A 24,343-nucleotide genomic window follows, 5' to 3' on the forward strand; every position below is an offset into this window, starting at 1 on the left:
GTGATGCCATGCTCCCACCGGGCAAGTTACCTCCCGAAAAGCTGGAGGAGCTCGTGTTCAGGTTCGTTGGCGGGGGAAAAGGAAGGCTCATAATCGGACCGGGACAGGGCATCGATGCCGCGGCCATAGACTTCGGTGAAACTGTACTCGTTGCCTCCACCGACCCGATAACGGGAGCCGAGAAGAGGATCGGTTTTTACTCGGTTCACGTTAACGCCAACGACGTTGCAACCTTTGGTGCCAAGCCCCAATGGTTCCTCGCGACGGTTCTCCTGCCCGAAAATACTGAGGAGAGCCTGCTCTTAGAGATAATGAAAGAGATGTCTGAAACCGCGAGAAGGCTCGGCGTGTTGATCGTTGGCGGACACACCGAAGTTACTCCCGGCCTGGACAGGCCGATAGTCATCGGGACGATGCTCGGCGAGGTGGAGCGGGATAGACTAGTCCTGCCGAATGGAGCCAGACCGGGTGACGCTATCATTTTGACGAAATGGGCCGGTCTCGAGGGAACGGCAATAATAGCGAGCGAAAGGGAGGAGGAACTCAGGGGAGTTTTCGGTGACTCCCTCGTTGAAAGGGCCAAGAGCCTGATCGAGTACCTAAGCGTTGTCCCTGAGGCAATGCTCCTGAGGGACTTCGCAAACGCCATGCACGATCCGACTGAAGGGGGAGTACTCAACGGTCTCCACGAGATGGCCGATGCCTCCGGGCTGGGGCTCAGAATCTTCGTCGAGAGGATACCCATCAGGGAGGAAACTGAACGGATATGCAACTTCTATGGCCTCAATCCCCTGGCCCTGATAAGCTCGGGCTCCCTGCTGGCGGCGGTTCCTAGGGACAACGCGAGGTTCGTCGTCGAGAAACTCCTGGCTAGGGGCATAAACGCAGCTATCATCGGGGAATTTCTCGCCGAGAAAAAGAGAATCATGATAAAGGGAGGAGACGAAGTACCGCTCCCCAGACCGCTCAGCGACGAGCTCTGGAAGGTTGTTTAACCCTTCTCTATTCCCCTCCTAACCTTCACGGCCAGTCCGCTCTGGAAGACCTTCAGCTCCTCGCCGTTCAGAAGGGTCTGCCCTGTCGCGAGGAGTTCATCCTTTTCGTTCACTACCAAAACTTCGTCGTAGGGCCTGATTGAGGGGTCGGCATCGACCACGAACTTGGCGAAGACGTTTTTTCCGCGCTTCGCGAAGGGTTCGGCATCTTCGTTGACCACGACGCGCATCTTCGGGAACGGCAGGAGCGCGTGAAGTCTCTTTGCCCCCTCGATGCCGAGCGTTAACAGGCCGTCCTCCGCCCTGAAGGTCGCGAGGTGCTTGCCCTTCGCCTTTACCTGCCTCGGCATGCCAGTCTTCCGCGAGAGCTCCACGAAAGCGTCCTTGAAGGCCTCGCCCGCCCCTTCGCCGAACTGGTACTCCGCGACGGCCATGACGTACTTTCTCGCTTCCCCTTTCCTCGGCTTCTCTATCGTGAAGTCCTCCTCGCCCTCGCTCTGGGCGAAGGGGTAGCTCAAACTCAGATACTTTGGAATCTCTCCGAATATCGGGTGTCTAATCCTCTCGGGGAACTTTTTGGCCACCCGCTCGGCCCTCTCCTTGGCGCGGTAAACGATGGGCCATCTCATTGCTTCCTCGCTCACCTTGAAGAAGGCACTCGCCTTGGTTATCGGCTCGTTCTTCTCAAGGTAGTCTCGGTACTCAAGCAGCCTCTTGTAAGCTGAGTAAAGCTTCGGGTGGCTCCTTGCCCTCTCGTCAACGAGGCGCCAGAGTTCACCCTCCTTTATCGCCTGCTTGACCCTATTGAGCTCCTCGCGTATCACCCAGAGGTTGTGGATGGCCAAAAGCCTCGTCCTTTCTTCCTTCGGCATCTCACGCAACTCTTGCGGGGTGTAGCGGGAGCACACGGGACAGGAGCAGGGGAAGTACTCAAGCTCTTCGAGCCTTTTCGTCCCCTCGGGCGTCAAATAGCGGTCGTCTTTAGCGTACAAGGCATAGCTCGCCGAGTCGAAGAGGTCAACGCCCATAGCAACGGCTAAGGCGAAAATCATCGGGTGGCCCGCTCCAAAGAGGTGAACCGGCCTGTCCGGTCTTAGACCGAGCTTGGAAGCCACCACAACGTCCACTAAATCGCGGTAGCGGTAGCTCTCCATGAGCGGAACGACTGCACCGATCGGGTGGATTTCAAAGTTCATCTTGCTGAGCTCCTGAGCGGCGTGGGTTCTTAAGTCCGGATAAGTTGAACCCTGGACAGCAGCGTTCATAGCGATGTTCTTTATGCTTTCGGCTTCCTTCGCCCGCTCGAGGGTTATCCTGAGGTCTTCCTCGGCCTTCTCCCTCGGCGCGTCGGGAGGGGTCGGAATGTCGAGGAAGGTGCCTATATCGACGCCGATTTTCTCCTGGAACTCGATTATCTCCCTGTTGGTAACCTCGACCTCGCCGTAGCGCATGAGCTGGAATGAGCCGGAATCTACCTCGATTATCCCGTCGTAGTCAAGGAGCCTGTGAATGCCCAGCTCAAGGGCCTTTTCCTTCAATTCCGGCGTCTTGTAGATGATGTAGGAGTTTGTGATTATCATTCCAAAGCCCATCTCCTCGAGCTCCTTCGGCGTTACGATGAGCTGTTTCGGGTTAATGACGGGCATTATCGCTGGTGTCTCGATGCTCTTGCCGTTAACGGTGAGCTTCCCTATTCTTCCGGCCGCGTCGCGCGCCTTAACCTCGAACCTGAACTCCATGCTCTCACCTCTCAAGGGCCTAACACTTCGACCTTAAAAGCCTGCCGAGAAGAGCTTGACGAGAAGAAACGCGAGGATTCCGGCGAAGAGCGGCGCGCGAACCCAGCTCTTCACGATGTCCACGAGGAGCTTTTTGTTCACGTGCTCGCCCTTGTAGGCGCTCAGCCCGCTTATCGCCCCAACTATCGCCTGGCCCGAGCTGACGGGCAGGCCGAAGAGGTTTGCGGTGCTGACCGCTATCGAGGCCCCGAACTGACTCGAAAATGCCGAAGTCGGACCGAGGGGTGCTATGTCCTTTCCTATCGTCATCATGACTTCATAGCTGAAGGTGAGCGTCCCGAAGGCCATCACAAGGGCGAGGAAGGCGTTTGGGTCGGACATTCCGCCGGCCTTTGCAAGGCCTATAACGTTCGAGACCTCGTTCGTGCCGAGGTTGAAGGCCGAGAAGGCAGAGGCGAGGAAGACGAGCCACTTCTGGGTGAGTTCGAGGTTCTTTAGACACTTTATCCTGCGAAGGAGGGGTTTATAGAGCCTGTACACCGCTATGGCAAGGAAAGAAGCAAGAACTGGAGAAAAGAACCACGCCGAGACGATTTTACCTATCGTCCACCAGTCGACTGAGAGACCAAGGGCAAGGGAGGAACCTATGAGCGCACCGATTATTGACTGGGTCGTTGAGATTGGCCGTCCCCACAGGCTCGCGATTGTAACGGCAGATGCCGCGCTGAAGAGCGCCAAAGCGACTTCTCCCGGGGAGAGGCCTCTGGCCAGTTCTGTTATCGTTCCTGAAACGGCGGAGTGACCGATAACTGCCCCGAGGGTTGTGAACACCGCAACTATCAGCACCGCACGCCTGAAGCCTACGACACCGGAGCCAACGGCGGTTCCAACGGCTTTTGCGCTGTCGTTCGCTCCTATTGCCCACGCCATGAAGAACGCCGCTGCGGTGACCTCGATCATTCCATCACCTCTCTATAGTCTATATAGTCTATGTGGTACAGAGTTGAGCATTTAAAAGGGTTTCGGATGATAAAACTTAAAGCATCGTTGCGGAGTTACTCACTATGAGAAAGAAAATCCTGACGGCCACGACCTACTTCGATACCGGCACGTGGCTGACCTACGTTCTCTTTCGGGGCAACCCCTCTGAGCTGTCCAGGGAGATCGAGAACGCCCTTTCTAGGATGGAGATCCGGTACAACCGCCTCGTTGATCCCGACTGCTACTCGCTTACGGCGTACGTTGCGGAGCATTTCGGGGAGAGCGTTCTTCTCATCGAGATAAGGGGAGACACTGGAAAAGTATTCTACGTGGTTCCCGCGCTCTCGAAGATGGAGTTCAAAAACCTCAGGCCGGAGTTCGAGCTCAGGTTCATGGTCACGAAGAGAGCAGGCCTTGAGGCGCTGGTCGGCTATATCTGTCGGGGAAAGATAACCAAGCGCCACGCCTACCGTTCGGCTGCGAGCTTCGTAGTGAGCATGCTCGCTGGCTTTCTAAGCTCTGCACTGGGGGAGAGGTTTGGAGCCTTCGCCCAGTTCCTAGTTGGACTGCTCGTTCTCTTCGCTGTGCTCTTTCTCCTTGAGTATCCTCTGTCCGTTCTAAGCCTCAAAGGTGTTAAAACAGTGGAGGAAAAGAGGAAGGTCAAGGTTCTGGTTGTGAGGAAGAGCGGCGATCTTCCGAAGAGTGACATGAAATTGAAAGAGGAGAATTGACGGAATAGCGCTTGAGGCTCTTGGTGATAGCTATGGGTGTTGATAATTACATTTACTTCGTGTTTGATAAGGAGCCGAAGGAGGTTGAAGGCTTCCTTAAGAGGGAGTTTGAAGTTGCTGTTCGGGACAGGGAGTGGGATGATCCTTGGATAGATTACCTCAAGGAAAAGGGCCTCTTGGGAGAGGATTTTCAGCTCGTTGTCTCAGGCGAACTGCTTTTTGACCCTCCCCTGAGGACTGATGGAGGAGAGACTATAACCAATGCAGACTTCTATATTTACACTGTCGAGGGTTACACAATCCTCGAAATTCACCCCGTTCTGAGGAGCAGGTGGTGGTTCGTCCTCAGTTCGGAAGTTATCAGACTCCTAAAACAGTTCATGAAGGGGGAGCCACTCCTAATATGCGGCTACCGGGATGATACAGACCTGACGAAACTCGGCTTCGAGCACAACATGTCCTACCTGTTCATAAACTGGCTTCCCAAGGCAATTAAAACCGGAAAACTCGAAACCCTACCCTCAGCCCTCACGGCAATTAGGAAAGAACTCTTAGACTTGGAGAATGGTCTCTACGAGCTTATTGAAAGGCCTGGGAGAGAAGAAAAGGAGTACGTGCTGGTAAAGAGTCTTGGGGACTACAAAATACTCGTTGCGGTGAAGGAGATTGATCTAACGGATGAGGAGTGCTATCTCGAACTTTTGGAGGACAGAGCATGGTTCAGCTTGGAAATCGTTGGGGTTATCTTCAAGCGCATTGGAAGGAGGATTGAGGATGAGTTCCTTCTAAAAAGGGCCGAAGAGTTCTTCAGGGCGCAGGTGGGGGAAGATGGGCGTTGAGAACTACATTTACTTCCTGTTTAGTCATTAAGTTGCTGGAGGATATCAATATCCTTAAAAAGGCCAGTGCTGTGGAGTTTAAGCCCATAGACTGGGAGTTTGAGGAAAAAGTGAGGCAGAGAATAGTCCGAGAATGGTACAGGCACGGGATAAAACTACCCGCTCCCGTTGGGGTCTATTCCGGCGTGCTCTTTCCGAACTATCGCGTCAAAACAACGGAAGGGAAATAACCAGTATGGACTTCACAATCTACCGGGCAGGCTGGCTCTCGGTCATTGAACTCCATCCAAACCCAAGGAGCTGGTGGTGGGAGGCCTACAGTCACGAGGTTGTTGCCTTTCTGAGGCAGTTCTTCAAGTGGGATGTTCTCCTAATCGCGGGCCTGAACGACTGGACTGATTTAAGAGGTACATTGACGCTTGACGATATGGAGCTCTTCATAGCCAAGCTCGCCGAGTGGATCACCCTTAGGAGCCTGCCCGCGATCCCCTCTGCCTTTACGCTGGCCAAGGAGGATCTTTTGGATATTGGCTACGGTCTCCACCGGGTTTTCACGCCGGAAAGGGGGTACTACAGTTATGTTCTGGCAGAACCCCTGGATGATTACACCTCGATTTGGATCATCGGGCGTGTGGACTTCAACGATCCGATGGAGTTATGCGAGACCTTTGGCGCCGAGGTTGAGCTGACCCTCTCACTAACTGGAGCATCACTCCTTCCGCTAACAGAACTGAGGCCTTCTGAAGATGGGCGCCTCCTTCAGATTGCAAGAATGGCCTTTAAAGCCCAGATAACCGGTGACTATGACCTGTTCCGCTGTCCTGGGAGGCAGTAGTGGAGAATAGAAAGGACGAAGGAATAAACCCTCAACGACCCAGCTCCTTGTGAGCCTTCGCGAGGTGCTTCGCCGCTATCGCCGCGAGGAGCGAGAGTTCCCCAGCCAAAACCGCTCCCGCAACTATCTCCGCGAACTTCTTGGCGTTGGTTCCCGGTGGGTCGCCTCCTCCAGCGACGCCCATAATTGAGAGCGCCTCCCTCTGGGTCGGGACGCGCGTTCCTCCTCCGACGGTTCCGATTTCAAGGCTCGGCATTGTTATGCTGATGTAGAGGTCCCCCTCAGGCGTAACCTCCGCAAGGGTTATGCCGTGTGAACCTTCGGTAATCTGAGCCTCGTCCTGTCCGGTGGCGAGGAAGATTGCCCCGACTATGTTGCCAAAGTGGGCGTTGAAGCCGTAGGAACCAGCCTGGGCAGAACCCACGAGGTTCTTGCGGTAGTTTACCTCAGCTATTAGTTCCGGCGTCGTCTTCAGCTTCCTCTCGACTATCTCGCGCGGGACTATCGCTTCAGCTATGACGGTCTTACCGCGCCCATTGATGAAGTTCATGGCGTTGGGCTTCTTGTCAACGCAGAGGTTGCCCGAGAGCGCCAGATACTTCACGTCCGGGAACTCCTCTTCGATGACCTTCATTATCTCCTCGCTCGCTATCGTTACCATGTTCATGCCCATCGCGTCGCCGGTCTCGAACTCAAACCTTAGGTAGAGGTTGTTGCCCACTATGAAGGGCTTAACGTCCCTGAGCTTTCCGTGCCTGGTGACCTTGCTGACGGCCTTCTCCTGAAGGTAGTCTATGTTCTCCTTCACCCACTCGGCAACTTCTCTGGCTCTCCTCGCGTCGGGGCACTTGAGAAGCGGTGCGCGGGTCATCTTGTCGTCTATGAGGGTAGTCTTAACGCCTCCTGCCTCTGTGAGGGCAGAACAACCCCTGTTAACGCTCGCAACGAGCGCACCCTCGGTGGTGGCAAGGGGTATGTAAAATTCGCCCTTCGCATACTCGCCGTTGATTTTGAGCGGTCCTGCTACTCCCATCGGTATCTGGACGACGCCTATCATGTTCTCGATGTTCCTGCCGATAACCTGCTCCGGGTCTATGCTGTAGTGTCCGATGTGCTCAAGTTTCACGCCGAGCTTCTTCTCGAGGGCCTTCCTCCTTATTTCCGTTGCGGTTCTCTTGTCCGTGTACTTCTCAACCTGGTGGAGCTTTACCTCTCCCTTAACGACCTTCTCAACGAGCTCCTCAAACTCCATTTCAACACCCCCAGAATCAGCCGAAAATCCATTCCTCAAGTACTTCTCCGGCCTCGGCAAAGGCTAAAGCGGCGTCGCTCTTCGGTTTGTATGCCAGTACAGGGATACCGACGTTTATCGACTCTGGAACCGCATCGTCAAAGGGCACCCAGCTGAGAACCGGAACGCCGACCTCGTTCTCTATCACGTCTATTATCTTGTCTACGACATCGGCGCTCTCGCGAACTTTGTTAAGGACAACGCCGATCCTAAGGCCGTACTCCTCGCCGAGGGCCTTGAGCTTGTTTACCTCGTTCTCGACCATCGTCTCAAAGGAGTATATCGGTGAACGTTCTATCTCCACGACGATTATCTGATAATCCGCCACCTCGAAGGTTGGAAGGGTATCAAAGGGAACACCGGTGGGGGAATCGACGAAAACAACACCGAACTTGTACTTAACCCTCTCAACGAGATCCCTCAGGCCCTGGGGGGAAATGCCGATCACATCGTGAAGGTTCGAGCTTCCTGGCATCACGTAAACTCCCGTTTCCCTGTGCTTGTAGATTGCCCACTCCGGATCGAGGCTAGGGTCCTTGAGAAGCGAGTGAACGGTGTATTTGACGTTGTCCATTCCGAAGTGGAAGCCGAGGTTTGGAAGGTAGAGGTCACCGTCTATTGCCAGAACCCTGTACTCCCTCCCCGCCAGAAAAGTGCTCAGGTTAGCGGTGGTCGTGGTCTTTCCGGCACCACCTCTGCCCGTCATTACGATCACTGCCATTTTATTCCCTCCACCCGGGAGTTTTTGAAATTCCTTTTTATTAACTTTTCCACGGTTGAACACGTATCAACATTGCGGCTCTCCAGTGGGACATCTTCGGGCACTCATTTAGGTTGCATTCTACCAGAAAAAGTTTATATCTAAGCACATCTACGAAAATCTGTAGGGGATGGTTGCCATGACAGAGAAAATGCCCGCTATTATGAAAACTAAACCCGCTTACGGCGCCGAGCTCGTTGAGGTTGACGTTCCCAAGCCCGGACCGGGCGAGGTTCTCATCAGGGTTCTCGCGACGAGCATATGCGGAACCGACCTGCACATCTACGAGTGGAACGAGTGGGCGCAGAGCAGGATTAAGCCGCCCCAGATTATGGGTCATGAAGTGGCTGGAGAGGTTGTTGAAGTCGGCCCCGGCGTTGAGGACCTTCAGGAAGGCGACTACATCAGCGTTGAAACCCACCTCGTCTGCGGCAAGTGCTACGCCTGCAAGCACAACCGCTACCACGTCTGCCAGAACACCAAGATTTTTGGCGTTGACATGGACGGTGTCTTTGCGACCTACGCAATAGTTCCCGCCAAGAACGCCTGGAAGAACCCGAAGGACATGAAGCCCGAATACGCGGCCCTCCAAGAGCCCCTCGGAAACGCGGTTGATACCGTTCTGGCCGGCCCGATAGCGGGGAGAAGCACGCTCATAACAGGTGCCGGCCCACTCGGGCTGCTCGGAATAGCAGTGGCCAAGGCAAGTGGTGCTTATCCGGTCATAGTCTCCGAGCCCAGCGACTTCAGGAGAAAGCTCGCCAAAAAGGTTGGAGCAGACTACGTCGTCAACCCCTTCGAGGAAGACCCAGTCGAGGTCGTCATGAGCATAACCGACGGTGCTGGTGTCGAGGTCTTCCTGGAGTTCAGCGGCGCTCCCAAGGCCCTTGAGCAGGGCCTTAAGGCGACGACTCCAGGGGGGAGGGTCTCGCTTCTCGGCCTCTTCCCACGCGATGTCACGCTCGACTTCAACAACCTCATAATCTTCAAGGCCCTGGAAATCCACGGCATCACCGGAAGACACCTCTGGGAGACCTGGTACACCGTCTCAAGTCTCATCCAGAGCGGGAAGCTCAACCTCGACCCGATTATCACCCACAGGTACAAGGGCTTCGACAAGTATGAGGAAGCTTTCGAGCTCATGCGCGCTGGCAAGACCGGTAAGGTCGTCTTCTTCCCGAAGGAGTGATTTTTCTTCCTTTTCTTCCACCGCAATTCTTAAGTAAACCCTTCCTCATTTCAAGCGGAGGTGTCGGAATGGAGCTGAGCTATCAGGAGAAGCTCACCCTTATCAAGCTTAACGAACTGAAAAGGGCTAAATTTGAGGAGCTCGTTAAAGCTACTGGACTCGAGCAGGTAGCGGTCATGAGGGCTGTCCTCGGCCTGCAGGCGAAGGGCCTGGCGAAACTCCACGAGAGGAGCGAGAAAGTCGTTAAGCTCACCGAGACGGGAAAGAAATACGCTGAAATCGGCCTCCCCGAGTGGAGGGCCCTAAAGCTCCTCCGCGAGAGGGGAAAGGTTACGCTCGACGACCTCAGAGAAGTCCTCAGCGACGACGAGCTTAAACCGATAGTCGGCCTCCTCAGGAAGGAGGGCTGGGCAAGCGTTAGGAAGGAGGACGGCAAGCTAATCCTCGAAATAACCGAGAAGGGGCTTGAAGCTGAGGAGAGGCCCATTGACAGGGCCCTAAAACTCCTCGCCGAGAAAAACGTTGTCCCAGTCAAGGAAATTGAGAAGCTCATTCCTGTCAAGGAGCTCAAGAGGAGGAAAATCGGGGAGGAGGAAACCGTAACCGAGAGAACCGTCGAGATTACACCGGCAGGCGAGGAGCTGGCTCCGAAGGTAGAGCTAAAGAGGGAAGTTTCCGTCCTAACGCCGGAACTCATAAAGTCAGGCAAATGGCGCGAGGTAGAGTTCAGACGCTTTGATATAAAGGCCCCCGTGAGGAGGATTTACCCGGGCAAGAAGCAGCCGTACCGCGCTTTCCTCGACAAGATAAGGAGAAGGCTCATCGAGATGGGCTTCATCGAGATGACGGTCGATTCACTCATCGAGACTCAGTTCTGGAACTTCGACGCCCTCTTCCAGCCCCAGAACCACCCGGCGAGGGAGTGGACGGACACCTATCAGCTCAAGTACCCGAAGAGCGGATTCCTGCCAGAGGAGGAGCTCGTTGAGAGGGTTAAGACCGCCCACGAGCGCGGTTTGGCAGGCTCGCGCGGCTGGGGCTATGTCTGGTCTCCAGAGAGAGCCATGCTCCTCATGCCGAGGGCACACGGCACTGCTCTAAGCGGTAGACAGCTCGCCAAGGGCGTCGAAATCCCAGGGAAGTACTTCACAATCCAGCGCGTTTTCAGACCGGACGTCCTCGACAGGACGCACCTCATCGAGTTCAACCAGATTGACGGCTTTGTAGTTGGAGAAGAGCTCAACTTCAGGCACCTCCTCGGAATCCTGAAGCGCTTCGCGGTGGAAATCGCTGGAGCGAAGAAAGTCAAGTTCCTGCCCGACTACTATCCGTTCACCGAGCCGAGCGTCCAGATGAGCGCCTACCACCCTGAACTCGGCTGGGTCGAGTTCGGCGGTGCCGGAATCTTCCGCGAGGAGATGACCAAAGCTCTGGGCATAGAGGTCCCGGTCATCGCGTGGGGAATCGGAATCGACAGGTTAGCTATGTTCAAGCTCGGGATAGACGACATCCGCTACCTCTTCAGCTACGACCTCCGCTGGCTGAGGGAAGCGAAGCTGGTGTGGTGATGGGAGATGCCAAAGTTCGACGTGTCAAAGCGGGATTTGGAGAGGCTCGTTGGCAAAGAATTCACTGTCGAGGAGTGGGAAGACCTCTTCCTCTACGCCAAATGCGAGCTCGACGACGTCTGGGAGGAGAACGGTGAAATCTACTTCAAAGCGGACTCCAAGGACACCAACAGGCCCGACCTCTGGAGCGCCGAGGGCATAGCAAGGCAGATACGCTGGGCGCTCGGCTTCAGGAGGGGCCTGCCAGAATACGAGGTCGAGAAAAGCGACGTTACCGTTTACGTTGACGAGAAGCTGAAAGACATCCGCCCCTACGGTGTTTACGCAATCGTTGAATGCCTCAAGCTTGACGAAGAGGCTCTCAAGCAGATGATTAACCTCCAGGAGAAGGTCGCTCTGACCTTCGGGAGGAGAAGGAGAGAGGTTGCCATCGGTATCTTCGACTTCGACAAGGTGAAGCCCCCAATATACTACCGTGCGGCAGAGAAAACCGAGAAGTTCGTCCCGCTCGGCTTCGAGGAGGAGCTTACGCTGGAGGAAATCCTCGAAAAGCACGAGAAGGGCAGGGAGTACGGGCATTTGATTAAGGACAAGCCTTACTATCCGCTCCTCGTTGATTCCGAAGGTAAAGTCCTCTCGATGCCCCCGATAATCAACTCCGAAACGACCGGAAGGGTAACGACCGAAACGAGGAACGTCTTCGTCGACGTCACCGGCTGGGATTTGAACAAGGTCATGCTTGCCCTTAATGTCGTTGTCACAGCTTTGGCGGAGCGCGGAGGAAGGATTAAGAGCGTTAAAGTCGTTTATCCAGACTTTGAGATTGAAACGCCCAATTTAACTCCCAAGTCCTTCGAGGTCGAGCTGGACTACATAAGGAAGCTTGCGGGCCTCGACTTGAGCGACGGTGAAATCAAGGACCTCCTTGAGAGGATGATGTACGACGTGACCCTTGAGGACGGTAAAGCAAAGCTCCTCTATCCGGCATTCCGCGACGACATAATGCACGCCAGGGACGTTTTAGAGGACGTCCTAATCGCCTACGGCTACAACGAGATTGAGCCCGAGGAGCCTAAGTTAGCGGTTCAGGGCAGGGGCGACAAGTTTATCGAGTTCGAGGACGCGGTTAGGGAGCTCATGGTCGGCTTTGGTCTCCAGGAGGTTATGACCTTCAACCTGACCAACAGGGAAGCCCAGTATGGAAAGATGAACCTCGAATACGGGAGGGACTACTTCAACAATCCCCCCGCTGAGCTCGTCGAGATAGAGAACCCGATAAGCCCGAAGTGGTCCGCCCTTAGAAACTGGCTCCTTCCAAGCTTACTCGACTTCCTGAGCCAGAACACCCACGAAGAGTACCCGCAGAGGCTCTTCGAGGTCGGTAAGGCCACTTTGATAGACGAGAGCAGGGAAACGAAGACCGTCAGCGAGAGCAAGCTTGCCGTCGTGCTGGCCCAGCCGAGGGTTACCTTCACTGACACAAAGGAAATCCTTGACAGTGTTATGCGCCACCTCGGCTTCGAGTACGAGCTTGAGGAGGTCGAGCACCCGAGCTTCATCCCCGGCAGGGTTGGAAAGGTAATCGTGAAAGGAAAAGCCATCGGCGTAATCGGCGAAATCCACCCATCTGTTTTAGAAAAGTGGGGAATCGAGATGCCCGTTGCGGGCTTTGAGCTGTTCCTCAGGCCTCTCTACACGGAGCCCTACCTTTAGCAATCCCCAACTTCTTTTTGCCACCATTTTTCCAGTTTGGTACACATCAACTCGAAGTTTGTGACACTGATAAGGATTTCAACATCAAAGACTCCTTCCATTTTCCCACCATTGACAGATTGATCCTTTGTCTTTATCAATCTTTTCACAATGGAGCTGTAATTTTGTCAATTCTGAAGAAAAGAGCGGAAAAATTTCGTTACTTCGACGAATCATCGGATCTATTTGAAACCAGCCCTTCCCACTTTTCTTTCGTCCTTTTCCAGCAGCCGGGGGGCATGAGTTCCCTCTCGGGACAGTAACCGAGCTGAATGCACCTCGGCCCGAGCTTCGCCCACCTTATAATCGGCCTGAGTTCGTCGTTCTTGGCAATCTCTTCCAGCATCCTCCATGCCACCTCGCGAATCTCCCATTGGGCCCTCTCGCAGAGCCTCAGGCCGAAGAAGTGCTTAAGCTCGCGCAGGTTCATGGTGACGACTATCTTCGTTCTGACTGCCTGCGGAAGGATGAAGCGCGCGTCCTCCTGGTGAACTCCTGCATTGATGCTCTCCTCGTAGAGTTCCAGGGTCTTTCTCATCAGTTCCCTCCACTTTTCGTAGAGTTCTGGATTCTCTTTAACACTCCCAGGGATGAGAAATGTCTCCTCCACATCATCAGTGTTGAGCTTGATGTAGCGCATTGACTGCTGGGTGTAGCTCGCCAGACGGTGCCTTACAAGCTGGTGACTACACACACGAGAACAGCCTTCAATCGAGAACGTCAGAACCGCGTGCTCCAAAATGCTCTCGTGGCCGTATCCGAGAACCCTTGGCAGGTGCATCTCAACGTCATTCTCGGTCATCCGCTCGAAGGCCTTGCTCTCCCACTCGTCCCAATAACTTATGAGGGCTGCCCAGGTGACAGTTTCGAGGGGTTTTTTTGTATAATTGACAAGTCTAACTCTTATTCCTTCCATTGTTGATTTCCCCTCACTCAAGCGGTGGACGATGCTTATATCGGTTTGTCCTCCCAGTTTGCCGGAGTGTCATAGGAAGGCTTTAACGAATGCCACTCGACCCATTCATCATCAGCTTCTCGTCATTTTGATGTTACATTTGGAAAACTTTTCTGGTGTCTCTCCTCAATGCATTTTGAAAGTCGGCATTTCCTTCGACGAAAGGGTTATTAAATTCTGGGAACAGCCTTAAACGGTGATGCACATGGTGGTTAGCCTCGCTGGAAGGGATCTTCTCTGCCTTCAGGACTTCACGAGGGAGGAGATCGAGACTATTCTCAAGACGGCTGAGATGATGAAAATCTGGAACAAAATAGGCAAGCCGCACCGCGTTCTTGAGGGCAAAACCCTAGCCATGATTTTCCAGAAGCCCTCGACCAGGACGAGGATTTCATTCGAGGTTGGAATCTACCAGCTCGGCGGCTACGGCCTCTACCTCAACGCCAACGATTTACAGCTCAGGCGCGGTGAGACCATAGCCGACACGGCAAGGGTTCTCAGCAGGTACGTGGATGGGATAATGGCCAGGGTCTACGCCCACAAGGATGTCGAGGACCTCGCCAAGTACGCGAGCGTCCCGGTCATCAACGGTCTGAGCGACTTCTCCCACCCGTGCCAGGCTTTAGCTGACTACCAGACCATACTCGAGAAGAAGGGCAGGATTCAGGGCCTCAAGGTCGTCTACGTCGGGGACGGAAACAACGTGGCTCATTCCCTCATGATAGCCGGAACCAAGCTTGGAGCGAACGTCGTCGTTGCAACTCCGGAGGGCTACGAGCCGGACGAGAGGGTCATCAAGTGGGCGGAGCAGAACGCGGCCGAGAGCGGCGGAAGCTTTGAGCTCCTCCACGACCCCGTCAAGGCCGTTAAAGATGCTGATGTCATCTACACCGACGTCTGGGCGAGCATGGGGCAGGAAACCGAGGCCGAGGAGAGGAGAAAGATATTTAAGCCCTTCCAGGTCAACAAGGAGCTCGTGAAGCACGCCAAGCCGGACTACATCTTCATGCACTGCCTCCCGGCCCACAGGGGAGAGGAGGTCACCGACGACGTCATAGACAGCCCGAACAGCGTCGTCTTCGACCAGGCCGAGAATCGTTTGCACGCCCAGAAAGCTGTTATGGCCCTCGTCATGGGTGGGATAAAGGTTTGAAACCCTTTCGCTCTTTTATCTTTGCTTATACGTAAAACACCATACCGTCATATGCAACCAGAACCCGGGTGCCCCATCTCTTTCTCACGTAGTCGGTCAGCTCAAGGAACGGCAGGTTCTTGTGGGAGATGTGGCTGAGAACGGTTCTCTCCGCCAATCTAAGTCCAAGTTCGGCCGCTTCGTCAACGTTGTTGTGGTAGGGGTCGTCAAAGCCCGGAGGATAGGTCGCATCTACAATCGCTAGCCTGAGCGGGGCCCTCTCTTCCAGAAACTCCTGCGTCTCCTCCGGAAGGCCTTTGGTGTCGTAGAGCAGGGCCACGCTCTTCCCATCCTCTTCGATGAGGTAGCCGAGCGTTTCAACGCCATGATTCAGCTTTAGCGTGGTTATCTTTAATGTATCAACCTCGAGAGTGTCGAAGGGCTTTAAAATTCTCGGGCGGAGGTTCTTCGGGTCCTGCAGGATTAGCGCGTCGGCGCTCCCCTTAGGCGCGTAGAGAACCGTTCCCCTCGCCATCCAGCGGAGCTTGTAGAGTCCGTAGATGTGGTCGTGGTGCCAGTGCGTCAAGAAAATCGCTTCGAGCGGGACGTTGAGAAAGTCCCTGATGTCGGTTCCAACGTCGAAGAGAACGGCTTTTCGGTTGTCTGTGATTACCGCGAGCGTTGAGGGCCTTCTCTGGGCGAAGCCAAACTTTCTCGCCTCGGTGCAGGTCGAGCAGGTGCAGAGGTGGGCCGGAATCCCCTCGCTCCCGCCGGTGCCGATGAAGTAAACGAGCATGATGACCAGCTCCATTATTTTATGGTTGTGAAATAGGATGCGCGCTTATAAAAGTTGCTCGACCTTAACCGGTTTAACTTTTAGAACATTGACGTATCGCCTGAAACCCTTCTCATCAACGATGTGGAACTCGAATGGATGATATTCCGGCAGGCCGGCGAGTTCCTCGATTCTGACCTCAAGTTTTACCCTCTCACGCAGACTCTGAGGGGCTTCCCTCACCTTAATGAGCAAATCCACGTCGCTTCCTGCGGTGAACTTTCCGGTGAGAACGCTTCCGAAGACGTAGAGCTCGCACTCACCAAACACCTTCTCACACGCCCGCTTTATTGCTGGGAGATACTTCCGGTAGTTCTTAATCATGAGGTAGCGCTCTCTCCCCCGCCTGATTAGCCTACTCCTCACTTCTTCTTTCGAACGCATCAACGAGACCCTCCACGAAGTCCATGACCTTCAGGACGAACTCCATCAAATCTCTGGCGTCTTCCTCACAGTAAATTCTCGGCTCGTAGCGGGCGCCCGTATAAGCCTCCTCCAGTTCCCTGAGGAGTCCCCTGTTCTGTCTCACGAACTCGACCACCTCGTCCTCCGCGCCCAGTGCCTCGCCCACCCCTTTGAGCAGTTCCCTTATTGAGTGCGTCCTGAGCCGCACACCGGAGTATTTCACGATGAGTGCCTTTAGGTAGAGTTGGAGAGCCTGTTCCGCCAAAAACACTGCAGTATCATACTTTTCACGCTCAAACGCCTCGTTTGCCAGCTCAAGATAATCCCCGGAGCGCCTCAAAAGTGTCTCAACCTCCTCGTAGTGCATCTCACCACCGGAAGCACTTTAACTGCTTCCCATTAATACCTTTCGATGATGAAGTTCATCGCCGACATGATGCTTGGCAGATTAGCGCGCTGGTTGCGCCTCTACGGCCACGACACCCTCTACGGAATCGAGAACGATGATGAGATAATCGAGGTTGCCCGGAAAGAGGGTAGGGTAATCCTCACCAAGGACGTGGCCCTTGCCCGTAAAGCTGAAAAGCTCGGCGTCAAGGTCTTCCTCCTCCGCTCCAACTCACTTGAGGAGCAGGTTGAAGAGCTGAAGCGCCTCGGCGTTGAATTTAAAGAACTCTTTCCAGCGAATGCACGATGTCCGAAATGCAACGGGCCGATAAGGGCCGTCCCAAAGGAGGTCGTTAAAGGTAAGGTTCCTTCAAAGGTCTACGAGAATTACAACGAGTTCTACGTCTGCGAAAACTGTGGACAAATCTACTGGCCTGGAAAACAGTGGAGGGAGATGCTGAAAATAGATAGAAGGCTGAGGGATCCCCGATGAAGTGGGAAGACTGGAAACCTTTTTACCTGAGGATAGTGAGGGAGATGGGCTACTCAATCGAGGAAGACCGGAAGTCGGCCGAGCTACTCCGTGAGTTACTCCTTGAGGGAGATGAGTACATCCTCCGCGAGGAGCTTGAGGCGGTAATCGGGCGGAAAGCTTACGTCTTTGGAGCGGGCCCGAGCCTTGAGAACGCTTTAGGGGAGTTCGACTTCTCGGACGGGACGCTCATATCTGCCGATGGGGCGACGACGGCTTTACTCGAATTCGGGCTTATTCCGGACGTAATCGTTACCGACCTCGACGGGAGGATTCCTGATATAAAGCTCGCCAACGATCGGGGTTCTCTCCTCGTGGTTCACGCACACGGAGACAACAAAGATAAGCTCGTCTCATACGTTCCGTTCCTGTCGAGAATTCTCGGAACGACTCAAGCCGAGCCCCTCGATATAATCTACAACTTCGGCGGCTTCACCGATGGAGATAGGGCCGCTTTTTTAGCTGAGGAACTTGGAGCGAGAGAAATCGTCCTTGTCGGCTTTGACTTTGGCGAAATCGTTGGAAAGTGGAGTAAGCCCTATCTTAGGAGGCACTCACCGGTATGGGAGAGCAAGCGCAAGAAGTTCGAGTTCGCGAGGGAACTGTTGACGTGGCTTGAGAAAAACGGGCGGGCAAGAATAAAAATGCTAATTCCTTCTCCTACCCAGAAGGAAGGGAAGGAGCAACAGGAACGCGGCCGGTCCGCAGATGCCCTCTGATCCCTTTGAAGTTTCTGATTCAGTGCTCGATGAGGATCCAGATAGCGACGTCGCTGAAGTTGTCGTTGTCACAGAAGTGCTAGAGCTTGAGGAGTGCCTCTTTGAGGTTGTCGAGTGCTGGCTGTGAGTGGTGGAAGTCTGTGTTCTTGTTTCACTCATTGTATCCGTTTCTTTGTTCTGGCCCGTGCAGAGTTGCGAGGCTTTAAGCTCCAGTTCTGTTTTCTCTGCCCTTACTCCTGACAGAACCTGAAACGCAACGTCGGAAATCTCGTAATATCTAGGATCGACAGAATGGAAGTTCAGCTCGAAATCCTCCTCGCTGAGCTCGGCGTTCTTCCAGCAGGGGTCGTCTCCGTTTACAGCAAAGAGAATCACGCTCCGGGAACCGGTCAGTCCGATCGTCCCGATCACAGTATCCTCTTTCGCCCAGATATCTCTGACGAGACTGATTGATCGGAATGTAGCGGGCTCGTACGCGAGCGCCCGCTTTATCCATCCGGAACCGTCCATCTCGATGAGGACGACGCTGCCCATGAACCTCTTCGCTCCTGCAACCCAGGTGCCTATTTCACCGAGGTAGAGGGAATTTCCGGAGACGGTGAAGCGGTTTGTCACAAGGCCCGGTTCTTTGACGATCTTTCCCCAGACGGGGCTCTCGTTCCGGGCTATCTCTATCACCGCCGGGAACTTAACGGAAGTCCTGTTGATTTCGGTTTCGTACGTGCCGATTATGTAGAAACCGTCTCCTCCCCTGGCTATCCCGCTGGCGTAGAGTAAGTGCCCTCCCTCCTGGGAGCGGTGGTGGGAGTAGCTGAGAACGCTGAGCACCGTCCCGTTGGTCAGCATCTCGGTGAGAATTATCCTTGCCCCGCCTATTGCGGTCTCGGCGTTGGTTGAGATGAAATACAGCCGGTTTCCATCGACGAGCATCTCCTTCGGCTCAAGGCCAAAGGTTACTTTGATGCCCCTGGCCCACAGAACCTTCCCATAGAGGGGTTTCACATTTTCATCCACCGAGACTTTCAGGACGACTGCCCATTTTCCAAGCTTTGCGAGGATGTAGAGGTACTTACCATCGAGCACGGCGTCCCTCGGGTAGATGTGGGCCCGAACCAGTTTTGAAGTTCCCCCGTAGGTTTTGTTCACGTAGGCTGAAATCAGCTCTCCCCAGCGGACGTTCAGGTCGTCATCGAGCCTGAGGATCAAGATGCCGTCAAAGCCTTCAGTCTTCTTTGAGTGGGCTTCGACGATCAGATAGTAGCCGGTGGGAGCTTTCAGCAGGATCGGATGCAGGGCAAGGGGGTTCACGTTTATTGTCTCGCCGTCCTCAACGGATATGGACAGCATCTCACCCCCAAAGGCCGTTCCGTCGGGAGTCACTTCGATTAGCGCGAGGTGATTCTTCAGCCCTTTGCTGTAGATACCTGCAATTAGTACCCGGTTGTCTGAGTAGAGCGTGTAATAGGGGTCAAAGGAATCCATTGAGCTCCCTTTGATCGTGTACTGAAATTCCAAGGCTGAAGCAAAGGTTGAGGAGAGCATCAACATCAGGGCTACGAGCGGTGCGAGCCACCTCATGGATAACCCTCAAATTTTCTACAACTTTTTGGCTAAAATACTTTTTCTTGACTAAAAATTCATCAAATCCGACAAAATTTCCCCGAACGATTCGACAGATTTTAAAAGGAAGCTCCGAACTTGAAATATGATAACCATCAAGGAGCTCCGCTCAGAAACAGAGGTGCTCGAATGCATTGAGACGGCTAGGGCTTTGCCGGAGTGGTTCAACGAGGCAGGCCTCAGGCTATTGAGCGGGATTTGAGAGTGGAAAGAACTTTCGTCGCCCTTGAGGAGAGCAAGGTTCTAGGCTTCATAACCTTGAAGCCCATTAATGAAAAAGCCCTTGAAATCCTCTGGATGCAGTTAGGAGGGAGCTTAGAGGACGGGGGATCGGAACTAAACTCCTCAACTTCATTGAGGACTGGGCGAGGGAGAGGGGCTTTGAGTTACTGTTGGTCAAGACGCCGGGCGATTTAAGTTACAGGCCCTACGATGAAACGAGGCGCTTCGTGAGAATCGCGCTGATAGACCCGTATCCTGAGTGGGGTGAGCCGGCGCTTGTTTACGTAAAATGCAAATGCATCAGAAAATGAAATCTAAAACCCTGCAATGAATGTCTGCCAGGGGTAAAACACTATCCTCTCGCCCAACTCGTACTTTCCGCCCAGCACTAAGCCCCTCCTTGCATTCAGGCGGTCCATGCTCCTCTCAACCTGCTTTCTCTGGATCTTGCCAAGGCCGACCTCGATAACGATTTTCTCCCCGCCAAGCTCAAGGACGAAGTCAGCCCCCCCTTTGCCGGGTTCGTAGCAGAGCTTGCCGTTTCTAGACTTTGCGAGGAGGAACAGATAGAACGCTACGGTGTCCTCCAACAATGAGGCGAATACATCTTTTTTTCCGAGGCTGAAGCCGGAACCGAAGAGTAGGGCCGACTTGATTGGAACGGCGATAAACTTGATTTTTGGACTTTTTCTCCTCGCTTTTGAGAGCGAACCGCAGGGGGAAATTCTCTGCACGAGCCCAGCTTTCTCAAGGGCGTCCACCAGCTTAATAACCGTCCCCTTTGCCAGTCCAAGGGTTTTCGAAAGTTTCTCGTAGCTGAAGCGCTCTCCCTTCGGTGTTGCAAGCAGGTGAAGCAGGTCGAAGGCCCGATCGAGCGTTTCAGTGTCGAACTCATGCACGTCCCTCAGGTCACGGTAGATGACCCTGTCGAGCATGGTGCTCAGTCTTTCGTAAACCTCTCGCTCATCCATTTCCAGGATCATGGGCATTGACCCGGCCCTAACGTAGAGTTCAACGTCTTCCGTTACTGGAGGCATCGGAACTTCCTGTCCCCGTAGGATTCTCCCCATGAGCTCAGGAATTTCACGACCGGTTTTGAGAAGGTAATACTCCCTAAACGTCATCGGGAAGAGCTCCCTGTGCAGTGCTCTCCTCGCGAGGTCGGGGCTCTCCCTGAGCTTGATTGCCGATGAGCCCGTTGCAATTATGAGGAACCGCTTCTCATCGTGGAGGAGTTTCAGCTTTAAGTCCCAGTCCCTTTCGTACTGAACTTCATCGAGCAGGATCACCGCCTTCTTGGGCTGGACGAGCCGTCTGTAGGCGTTGATTACCTCCAGCAGTTCCAGGCCTAGGGCCCTCAACCTATCTAAGGACAAGTAAAGAACGTTGTTCGGGCTCGTTCTCTTAATGGCTTCAAAGTACAGCTGGGCGAGAAGGGTAGTCTTCCCAACTCCCCGTATTCCGAGCAGGAGAACTGTATCGGGGGCTCCCATCTCAAGGTACGCCGTAAGTTTTGATGAGAGATCACCGTACGACATCCTTTTGTGGGGCTTGTTGTAGGCACCGAGCAAGTTTCGGATGTTCACGAGGTGCTGTACAATAAAGTCATCTGGTTGAACCATAATCCCACCTATTTGGTCATTTGGATGACCAAATTTATAAACCTTACCTCAAGCGTTACTCCCCCGCCAAGCCAATATTTTTAAACACGGCATGGAATCTGAACGGGGCTTCAGATGCGCTGGAGCGAGATTCCGAGGGGAGCGAAAGCCTACATCCTCTACCACACACTAATAACCCCTGGCCTGATAATCTGGGCGCTCTTCCCGCTCTACCTCATGGAAACCGGCTATTCAATTTTAGAAGTTGGGGCGTTCTTCACAGCGGTCAACATCGCCACGATTCCGCTAACTTACCTCTTCGGCAGGCTCTTCAACCGCTGGGATATCAAAAAGGGCCTAATCGCGATAGACATACTCGATGGGGTTGCCTACGTAATGTACGGCCTCGCGAAGGGAGCCATAGCCCCTATTATGCTCTTCGCAGGTAGGGCCATCGAAAAGCTCTCGACGGTTCTCTATCCCCTCTACCGCGCCTACGAGCAGATAATTTACCCGGAGGACAAATACGAGGAAATCTTCGCCTGGCACCTCCGTCTGCCCGAGATATCGAGGCTGATTACTTTTCCGATTATGGGTTACCTTCTCGGCTACGTCTATCCTGGGCCTGAAAGCTACCGCCGGGTTTTTCTGCTCTTCGGCCTCTTTTCGGCCGTCACAGTGGCCTACATCTGGTTCTTTCTGCCCTCGGTCGGTAGGAAGGAGAGGATAACGCCCGAGGGTTTCACTTTCAAGGCTGGCGAGTTCAAGCTCCTCATAGCGTTCGAAACGCTCTTCACACTCGCCTGGTTCTTAGCTCCGGAAATCGTGCTGATAAACTACGTCGTCTTCGTGCTCCACAAGACCGTCTTCGAGGTAACTCTGATAGCCTGCGCGAGCAGTTTGGCATCGATAATAGGAACCTACGCCAGCGAGAGGGTTCCGAAGGGGAAAGGATTCCAGGCGATAGGGGTCGGCATGCTGATTAACGCCTTCTACGCTCTGGTTATGGCCCTGTCTCCTCCATTTTGGCTCGCTCTTGTTGTTTACGCAGTCGGCGACTTCGGGAACACATTCTGGTTCCCGTTCTACCGCTCCTGGATGTTCAAGCTGATTCCAAAGGAGAAGGCCAGCGAGTTCCACGCGGCTATATCAAGTTATCGAAAGCTCTTCGGCCTCTTCGCACCCTTCGTTGCCGGGGCTTTGGCGAGCATTCATCCAACGCTGCCCTACGCTGTAAGCTTCGGGCTGTTTTTAATGGCCGGGGCTATGTTTGCGAAGCTGAGCAGAAAAAGAGAGAGGGGAGCACCGAGTCCCTCTTAAAACTCCGGAATCCTTATCGGCGCCTGCAACTCCTTCTCGTTCTTCTCGAGATTGGTCGCGAGCATACGAATCCTCTCGCAACCCTTGATTTCCCGTATGAACTCGGCGACGCTCCTCGGTACGAGCTCCTCCCATGGCTTGCCCTCGACCATGCGCTTCCTTATCTCGGTCGCCGAGAGGATGTCCTTCCTGAACATCGGCTGGACTATCACTTCGTAGCCTTTCTCGCGGAAGAGCTGGGCAACCAGAGAGTTCCCTGTGAAGACGACGTCAAACCTCGGCACCATGCTGACCACATAGGTCGCCCAGATGGCGTTGAAGTTGATGTCCGGGAGCGGAATCAAGTAGTAGCGCTTCTTGGGGAACTCAGCTTCATCAAGGGCCCTTATCAGCATCTCCATCCTCTCGCTCGTCGTGAAGGGGTTCTTGAGGGTGTGGCTTGCCTGTGCGCTCCCGATTCCGATGATGACCTCGTCAACTTGCGAGAAGACGAACTCCAAAGCTTTCATGTGCCCGTTGTGGACGGGCTGGAAACGGCCGACGAATAGACCGCGCTTCATTCAATCACCTCCAATCAGCTTCACCCTAACAACATCCCCAACACCCAAGTCGAGCCTCTCGCTCGCGCTTCCCTGGTTGACGGCAATCTCAAGGTAGTCGTGGCTTCCCGGGAGTGCAAGCAGTTCTCCGGGCTCCACTTGGCCGTAGGTCTCTCTGTAGGGAATCTTAAGTCCAAAGTCGAGTAGCTCAACCGCCTCCGGCTTCCCGTAGTCCTCGAGGTTGAGGATGACGTTGCCGAAGTCATCAATGTAGATTACCTTCAGAACCCAGAGGTCGCCTTCCTTCCTCGGCTCAATGTCGAGCTTGACCAGCGAATCGAGGGGAATCTCTTCCGCGAACTCCTCTGGAGAAACTCCCTTCTCTATGAGCGCGCCGGCCGGTCCGAAAACATCTCTCCCGTGAAAGGTCGAGCTTATCCTCCACCCGGTAAAGCGCTTAATCCTCCCAAAGTCTATCCCCCAGGCGCGTCTCGGGTTTATGTGCTTGAGCGGGAGGGTAGCCAATCCGTTGTCGGGAACGACCAGCCACTGGTCGCCCTCGATTACAACCGCCTTCCTCTCGGTCCCGACGCCCGGATCAATGACTCCAACGTGAACCGTTCCGGGAGGCGAGTACTTAACCACCTGCTCCATGACGAAGGAGCCCTCGAGTATCGAGTGCCTCGTCACCGCGTGGGTAACATCAACGAGCTTTGCGTCGGGATTAACCCGGAGCATCGCGACCTTCATCTCGCCGACGTATGGGGAGCTGAGCCCGAAGTCCGTTGTTAGAGTTATCATCCACATCACCGGAAAGGATTTATTGGCAACCCTTTAAGAGGTTGCGGGGGTTGAGATGATAGTCGTTTTAAGACTCGGTCACAGGCCTGAGAGAGACAAGAGGATCACAACCCACGTCGCCCTAACGGCGAGGGCCTTCGGGGCTGATAAAATTATTATCTCGGCGGACGAGGACGAGCACGTCAGGGAGAGCGTCGAGGACGTTGTGAGGAGATGGGGAGGGCCGTTTGAGATAGAGTTTAACCCCAGCTGGAAGAAAATCCTGAGGGAGTGGCGCGAGAGGGGCGTTATAGTCCACCTGACGATGTACGGGGTGCACATAGACGACGCAATGCCGAAGCTTAAGGAGGAGCTGAAGGCCGGAAAGGACTTCCTCATCGTCGTCGGTGCCGAGAAGGTTCCGAGAGACGTTTACGAACTGGCCCACTACAACGTGGCAATTGGCAACCAGCCCCACAGTGAGGTTGCCGCTCTGGCGGTTTTCCTCGACAGGCTCCTCGACGGCGAGGGCCTCAGGAAGGAGTTCGAGGGGGCAAAGCTCAAAATCATTCCGCAGGAAAGGGGGAAGAGGGTAATCCAGCTCGACGGGTGAAGG

Annotated in this window: 26 protein-coding genes; 14 read left to right on the forward strand and 12 right to left on the reverse strand. The window is 54.2% G+C overall.

Annotated elements, in window-relative coordinates; genetic code table 11:
• Positions 1–8 precede the first annotated feature (8 nt).
• On the forward strand, positions 9–995 hold the full coding sequence (locus TGAM_RS05795) for an AIR synthase family protein (protein WP_015858755.1): 987 nt from the start codon (positions 9–11) through the stop codon (positions 993–995).
• Here TGAM_RS05795 and tgtA read toward each other — a convergent pair.
• Together tgtA and TGAM_RS05805 are read right to left on the reverse strand one after the other, a co-directional pair.
• The gene (gene tgtA / locus TGAM_RS05800; RefSeq protein ID WP_048811190.1) at positions 992–2,734 is read right to left on the reverse strand and encodes a tRNA guanosine(15) transglycosylase TgtA; all 1,743 of its coding nucleotides are present in this window, start codon (positions 2,732–2,734) and stop codon (positions 992–994) included. The two genes, TGAM_RS05795 and tgtA, sit on opposite strands and share 4 nt — an antisense overlap.
• Before the next feature lie 33 nt (positions 2,735–2,767).
• Positions 2,768–3,694 (reverse strand): inorganic phosphate transporter, encoded by a 927-nt coding sequence (locus tag TGAM_RS05805; RefSeq protein ID WP_015858757.1) that lies wholly within the window; start codon positions 3,692–3,694, stop codon positions 2,768–2,770.
• 104 nt (positions 3,695–3,798) lie between these two features.
• Here TGAM_RS05805 and TGAM_RS05810 point away from each other — a divergent pair, with 104 nt between their 5' ends.
• From TGAM_RS05810 to TGAM_RS05820, 4 genes are all read left to right on the forward strand, one after another.
• Entirely contained in the window at positions 3,799–4,446 is a 648-nt protein-coding gene (locus TGAM_RS05810) for a hypothetical protein (RefSeq protein ID WP_015858758.1), read from the forward strand.
• Positions 4,447–4,478: 32 nt separating this feature from the next.
• Positions 4,479–5,285, forward strand: coding sequence for a hypothetical protein (locus TGAM_RS05815; RefSeq protein WP_048811191.1), 807 nt, complete (start codon positions 4,479–4,481; stop codon positions 5,283–5,285).
• Between the two features lie 71 nt (positions 5,286–5,356).
• Positions 5,357–5,515: a hypothetical protein gene (locus TGAM_RS11265; RefSeq protein ID WP_014121631.1), complete on the forward strand. Its 159-nt coding sequence runs from the start codon at positions 5,357–5,359 to the stop codon at positions 5,513–5,515.
• A 5-nt stretch (positions 5,516–5,520) separates the two neighbouring features.
• Positions 5,521–6,120 carry a hypothetical protein gene (locus TGAM_RS05820; protein WP_193777116.1) on the forward strand — a complete coding sequence of 200 codons (600 nt, stop codon included), beginning with the start codon at positions 5,521–5,523 and terminating at the stop codon, positions 6,118–6,120.
• A 31-nt stretch (positions 6,121–6,151) separates the two neighbouring features.
• Here TGAM_RS05820 and hmgA read toward each other — a convergent pair whose 3' ends face one another.
• Both hmgA and TGAM_RS05830 read right to left on the reverse strand, forming a co-directional pair.
• Positions 6,152–7,372 carry a hydroxymethylglutaryl-CoA reductase (NADPH) gene (gene hmgA, locus TGAM_RS05825; RefSeq protein WP_015858761.1) on the reverse strand — a complete coding sequence of 407 codons (1,221 nt, stop codon included), beginning with the start codon at positions 7,370–7,372 and terminating at the stop codon, positions 6,152–6,154.
• A 16-nt stretch (positions 7,373–7,388) separates the two neighbouring features.
• Entirely contained in the window at positions 7,389–8,132 is a 744-nt protein-coding gene (locus tag TGAM_RS05830; RefSeq protein ID WP_015858762.1) for a MinD/ParA family ATP-binding protein, read from the reverse strand.
• A 178-nt stretch (positions 8,133–8,310) separates the two neighbouring features.
• On the opposite strand from TGAM_RS05830, the gene tdh reads away from it, so the two are divergent.
• The 3 genes from tdh to pheT all read left to right on the forward strand — a co-directional run bounded on the left by tdh (position 8,311) and on the right by pheT (position 12,641).
• On the forward strand, positions 8,311–9,360 hold the full coding sequence (tdh, locus tag TGAM_RS05835) for an L-threonine 3-dehydrogenase (RefSeq protein ID WP_015858763.1): 1,050 nt from the start codon (positions 8,311–8,313) through the stop codon (positions 9,358–9,360).
• 68 nt (positions 9,361–9,428) lie between these two features.
• On the forward strand, positions 9,429–10,928 hold the full coding sequence (pheS, locus tag TGAM_RS05840) for a phenylalanine--tRNA ligase subunit alpha (protein WP_015858764.1): 1,500 nt from the start codon (positions 9,429–9,431) through the stop codon (positions 10,926–10,928).
• 6 nt (positions 10,929–10,934) lie between these two features.
• Positions 10,935–12,641 (forward strand): phenylalanine--tRNA ligase subunit beta, encoded by a 1,707-nt coding sequence (gene pheT / locus TGAM_RS05845; protein ID WP_015858765.1) that lies wholly within the window; start codon positions 10,935–10,937, stop codon positions 12,639–12,641.
• A 199-nt stretch (positions 12,642–12,840) separates the two neighbouring features.
• Here the strand turns inward: pheT and thyX are convergent, their stop codons facing one another.
• The gene (gene thyX, locus TGAM_RS05850) at positions 12,841–13,596 is read right to left on the reverse strand and encodes an FAD-dependent thymidylate synthase (RefSeq protein ID WP_015858766.1); all 756 of its coding nucleotides are present in this window, start codon (positions 13,594–13,596) and stop codon (positions 12,841–12,843) included.
• A gap of 244 nt (positions 13,597–13,840) precedes the next feature.
• On the opposite strand from thyX, the gene argF reads away from it, so the two are divergent.
• Positions 13,841–14,788 carry an ornithine carbamoyltransferase gene (argF, locus tag TGAM_RS05855; protein ID WP_015858767.1) on the forward strand — a complete coding sequence of 316 codons (948 nt, stop codon included), beginning with the start codon at positions 13,841–13,843 and terminating at the stop codon, positions 14,786–14,788.
• Between the two features lie 25 nt (positions 14,789–14,813).
• On the opposite strand, the gene TGAM_RS05860 is transcribed toward argF, so the two are convergent.
• From TGAM_RS05860 to TGAM_RS05870, 3 genes are read right to left on the reverse strand one after another with little or no spacing between them, the layout of a single operon-like run.
• Positions 14,814–15,563 (reverse strand): MBL fold metallo-hydrolase, encoded by a 750-nt coding sequence (locus tag TGAM_RS05860; protein WP_015858768.1) that lies wholly within the window; start codon positions 15,561–15,563, stop codon positions 14,814–14,816.
• Between the two features lie 45 nt (positions 15,564–15,608).
• The gene (locus tag TGAM_RS05865; RefSeq protein ID WP_015858769.1) at positions 15,609–15,986 is read right to left on the reverse strand and encodes a nucleotidyltransferase domain-containing protein; all 378 of its coding nucleotides are present in this window, start codon (positions 15,984–15,986) and stop codon (positions 15,609–15,611) included.
• Positions 15,958–16,374 carry a HEPN domain-containing protein gene (locus TGAM_RS05870; RefSeq protein WP_015858770.1) on the reverse strand — a complete coding sequence of 139 codons (417 nt, stop codon included), beginning with the start codon at positions 16,372–16,374 and terminating at the stop codon, positions 15,958–15,960. Before TGAM_RS05870 ends, TGAM_RS05865 begins: the two co-directional genes overlap by 29 nt.
• A 48-nt stretch (positions 16,375–16,422) precedes the next feature.
• On the opposite strand from TGAM_RS05870, the gene TGAM_RS05875 reads away from it, so the two are divergent.
• Positions 16,423–16,887 carry a DUF5615 family PIN-like protein gene (locus TGAM_RS05875; protein WP_015858771.1) on the forward strand — a complete coding sequence of 155 codons (465 nt, stop codon included), beginning with the start codon at positions 16,423–16,425 and terminating at the stop codon, positions 16,885–16,887.
• Positions 16,884–17,645, forward strand: coding sequence for a 6-hydroxymethylpterin diphosphokinase MptE-like protein (locus TGAM_RS05880; RefSeq protein ID WP_015858772.1), 762 nt, complete (start codon positions 16,884–16,886; stop codon positions 17,643–17,645). Before TGAM_RS05875 ends, TGAM_RS05880 begins: the two co-directional genes overlap by 4 nt.
• On the opposite strand, the gene TGAM_RS05885 is transcribed toward TGAM_RS05880, so the two are convergent.
• Entirely contained in the window at positions 17,574–19,223 is a 1,650-nt protein-coding gene (locus TGAM_RS05885; protein ID WP_015858773.1) for a hypothetical protein, read from the reverse strand. The two genes, TGAM_RS05880 and TGAM_RS05885, sit on opposite strands and share 72 nt — an antisense overlap.
• Before the next feature lie 434 nt (positions 19,224–19,657).
• On the opposite strand from TGAM_RS05885, the gene TGAM_RS11355 reads away from it, so the two are divergent.
• A complete protein-coding gene (locus TGAM_RS11355) occupies positions 19,658–19,798 on the forward strand; it encodes a hypothetical protein (RefSeq protein ID WP_238516182.1) in 141 nt (46 codons plus the stop codon).
• A gap of 3 nt (positions 19,799–19,801) precedes the next feature.
• Here TGAM_RS11355 and TGAM_RS05890 read toward each other — a convergent pair whose 3' ends face one another.
• The gene (locus TGAM_RS05890) at positions 19,802–21,109 is read right to left on the reverse strand and encodes an ATP-binding protein (RefSeq protein ID WP_015858775.1); all 1,308 of its coding nucleotides are present in this window, start codon (positions 21,107–21,109) and stop codon (positions 19,802–19,804) included.
• A gap of 114 nt (positions 21,110–21,223) precedes the next feature.
• Here TGAM_RS05890 and TGAM_RS05895 point away from each other — a divergent pair, with 114 nt between their 5' ends.
• Positions 21,224–22,408 carry an MFS transporter gene (locus tag TGAM_RS05895; RefSeq protein ID WP_015858776.1) on the forward strand — a complete coding sequence of 395 codons (1,185 nt, stop codon included), beginning with the start codon at positions 21,224–21,226 and terminating at the stop codon, positions 22,406–22,408.
• On the opposite strand, the gene TGAM_RS05900 is transcribed toward TGAM_RS05895, so the two are convergent.
• Positions 22,405–22,968 (reverse strand): nicotinamide-nucleotide adenylyltransferase, encoded by a 564-nt coding sequence (locus tag TGAM_RS05900; RefSeq protein ID WP_015858777.1) that lies wholly within the window; start codon positions 22,966–22,968, stop codon positions 22,405–22,407. The genes TGAM_RS05895 and TGAM_RS05900 overlap by 4 nt on opposite strands.
• Positions 22,969–23,748, reverse strand: coding sequence for an SAM hydrolase/SAM-dependent halogenase family protein (locus tag TGAM_RS05905; protein WP_015858778.1), 780 nt, complete (start codon positions 23,746–23,748; stop codon positions 22,969–22,971).
• Between the two features lie 55 nt (positions 23,749–23,803).
• Between TGAM_RS05905 and TGAM_RS05910 the strand changes: the two genes are divergently transcribed.
• The gene (locus TGAM_RS05910) at positions 23,804–24,340 is read left to right on the forward strand and encodes a tRNA (cytidine(56)-2'-O)-methyltransferase (protein WP_015858779.1); all 537 of its coding nucleotides are present in this window, start codon (positions 23,804–23,806) and stop codon (positions 24,338–24,340) included.
• Positions 24,341–24,343: the final 3 nt, after the last annotated feature.

The organism is Thermococcus gammatolerans EJ3, assembly GCF_000022365.1.
GTDB classification, from domain to species: domain Archaea; phylum Methanobacteriota_B; class Thermococci; order Thermococcales; family Thermococcaceae; genus Thermococcus; species Thermococcus gammatolerans.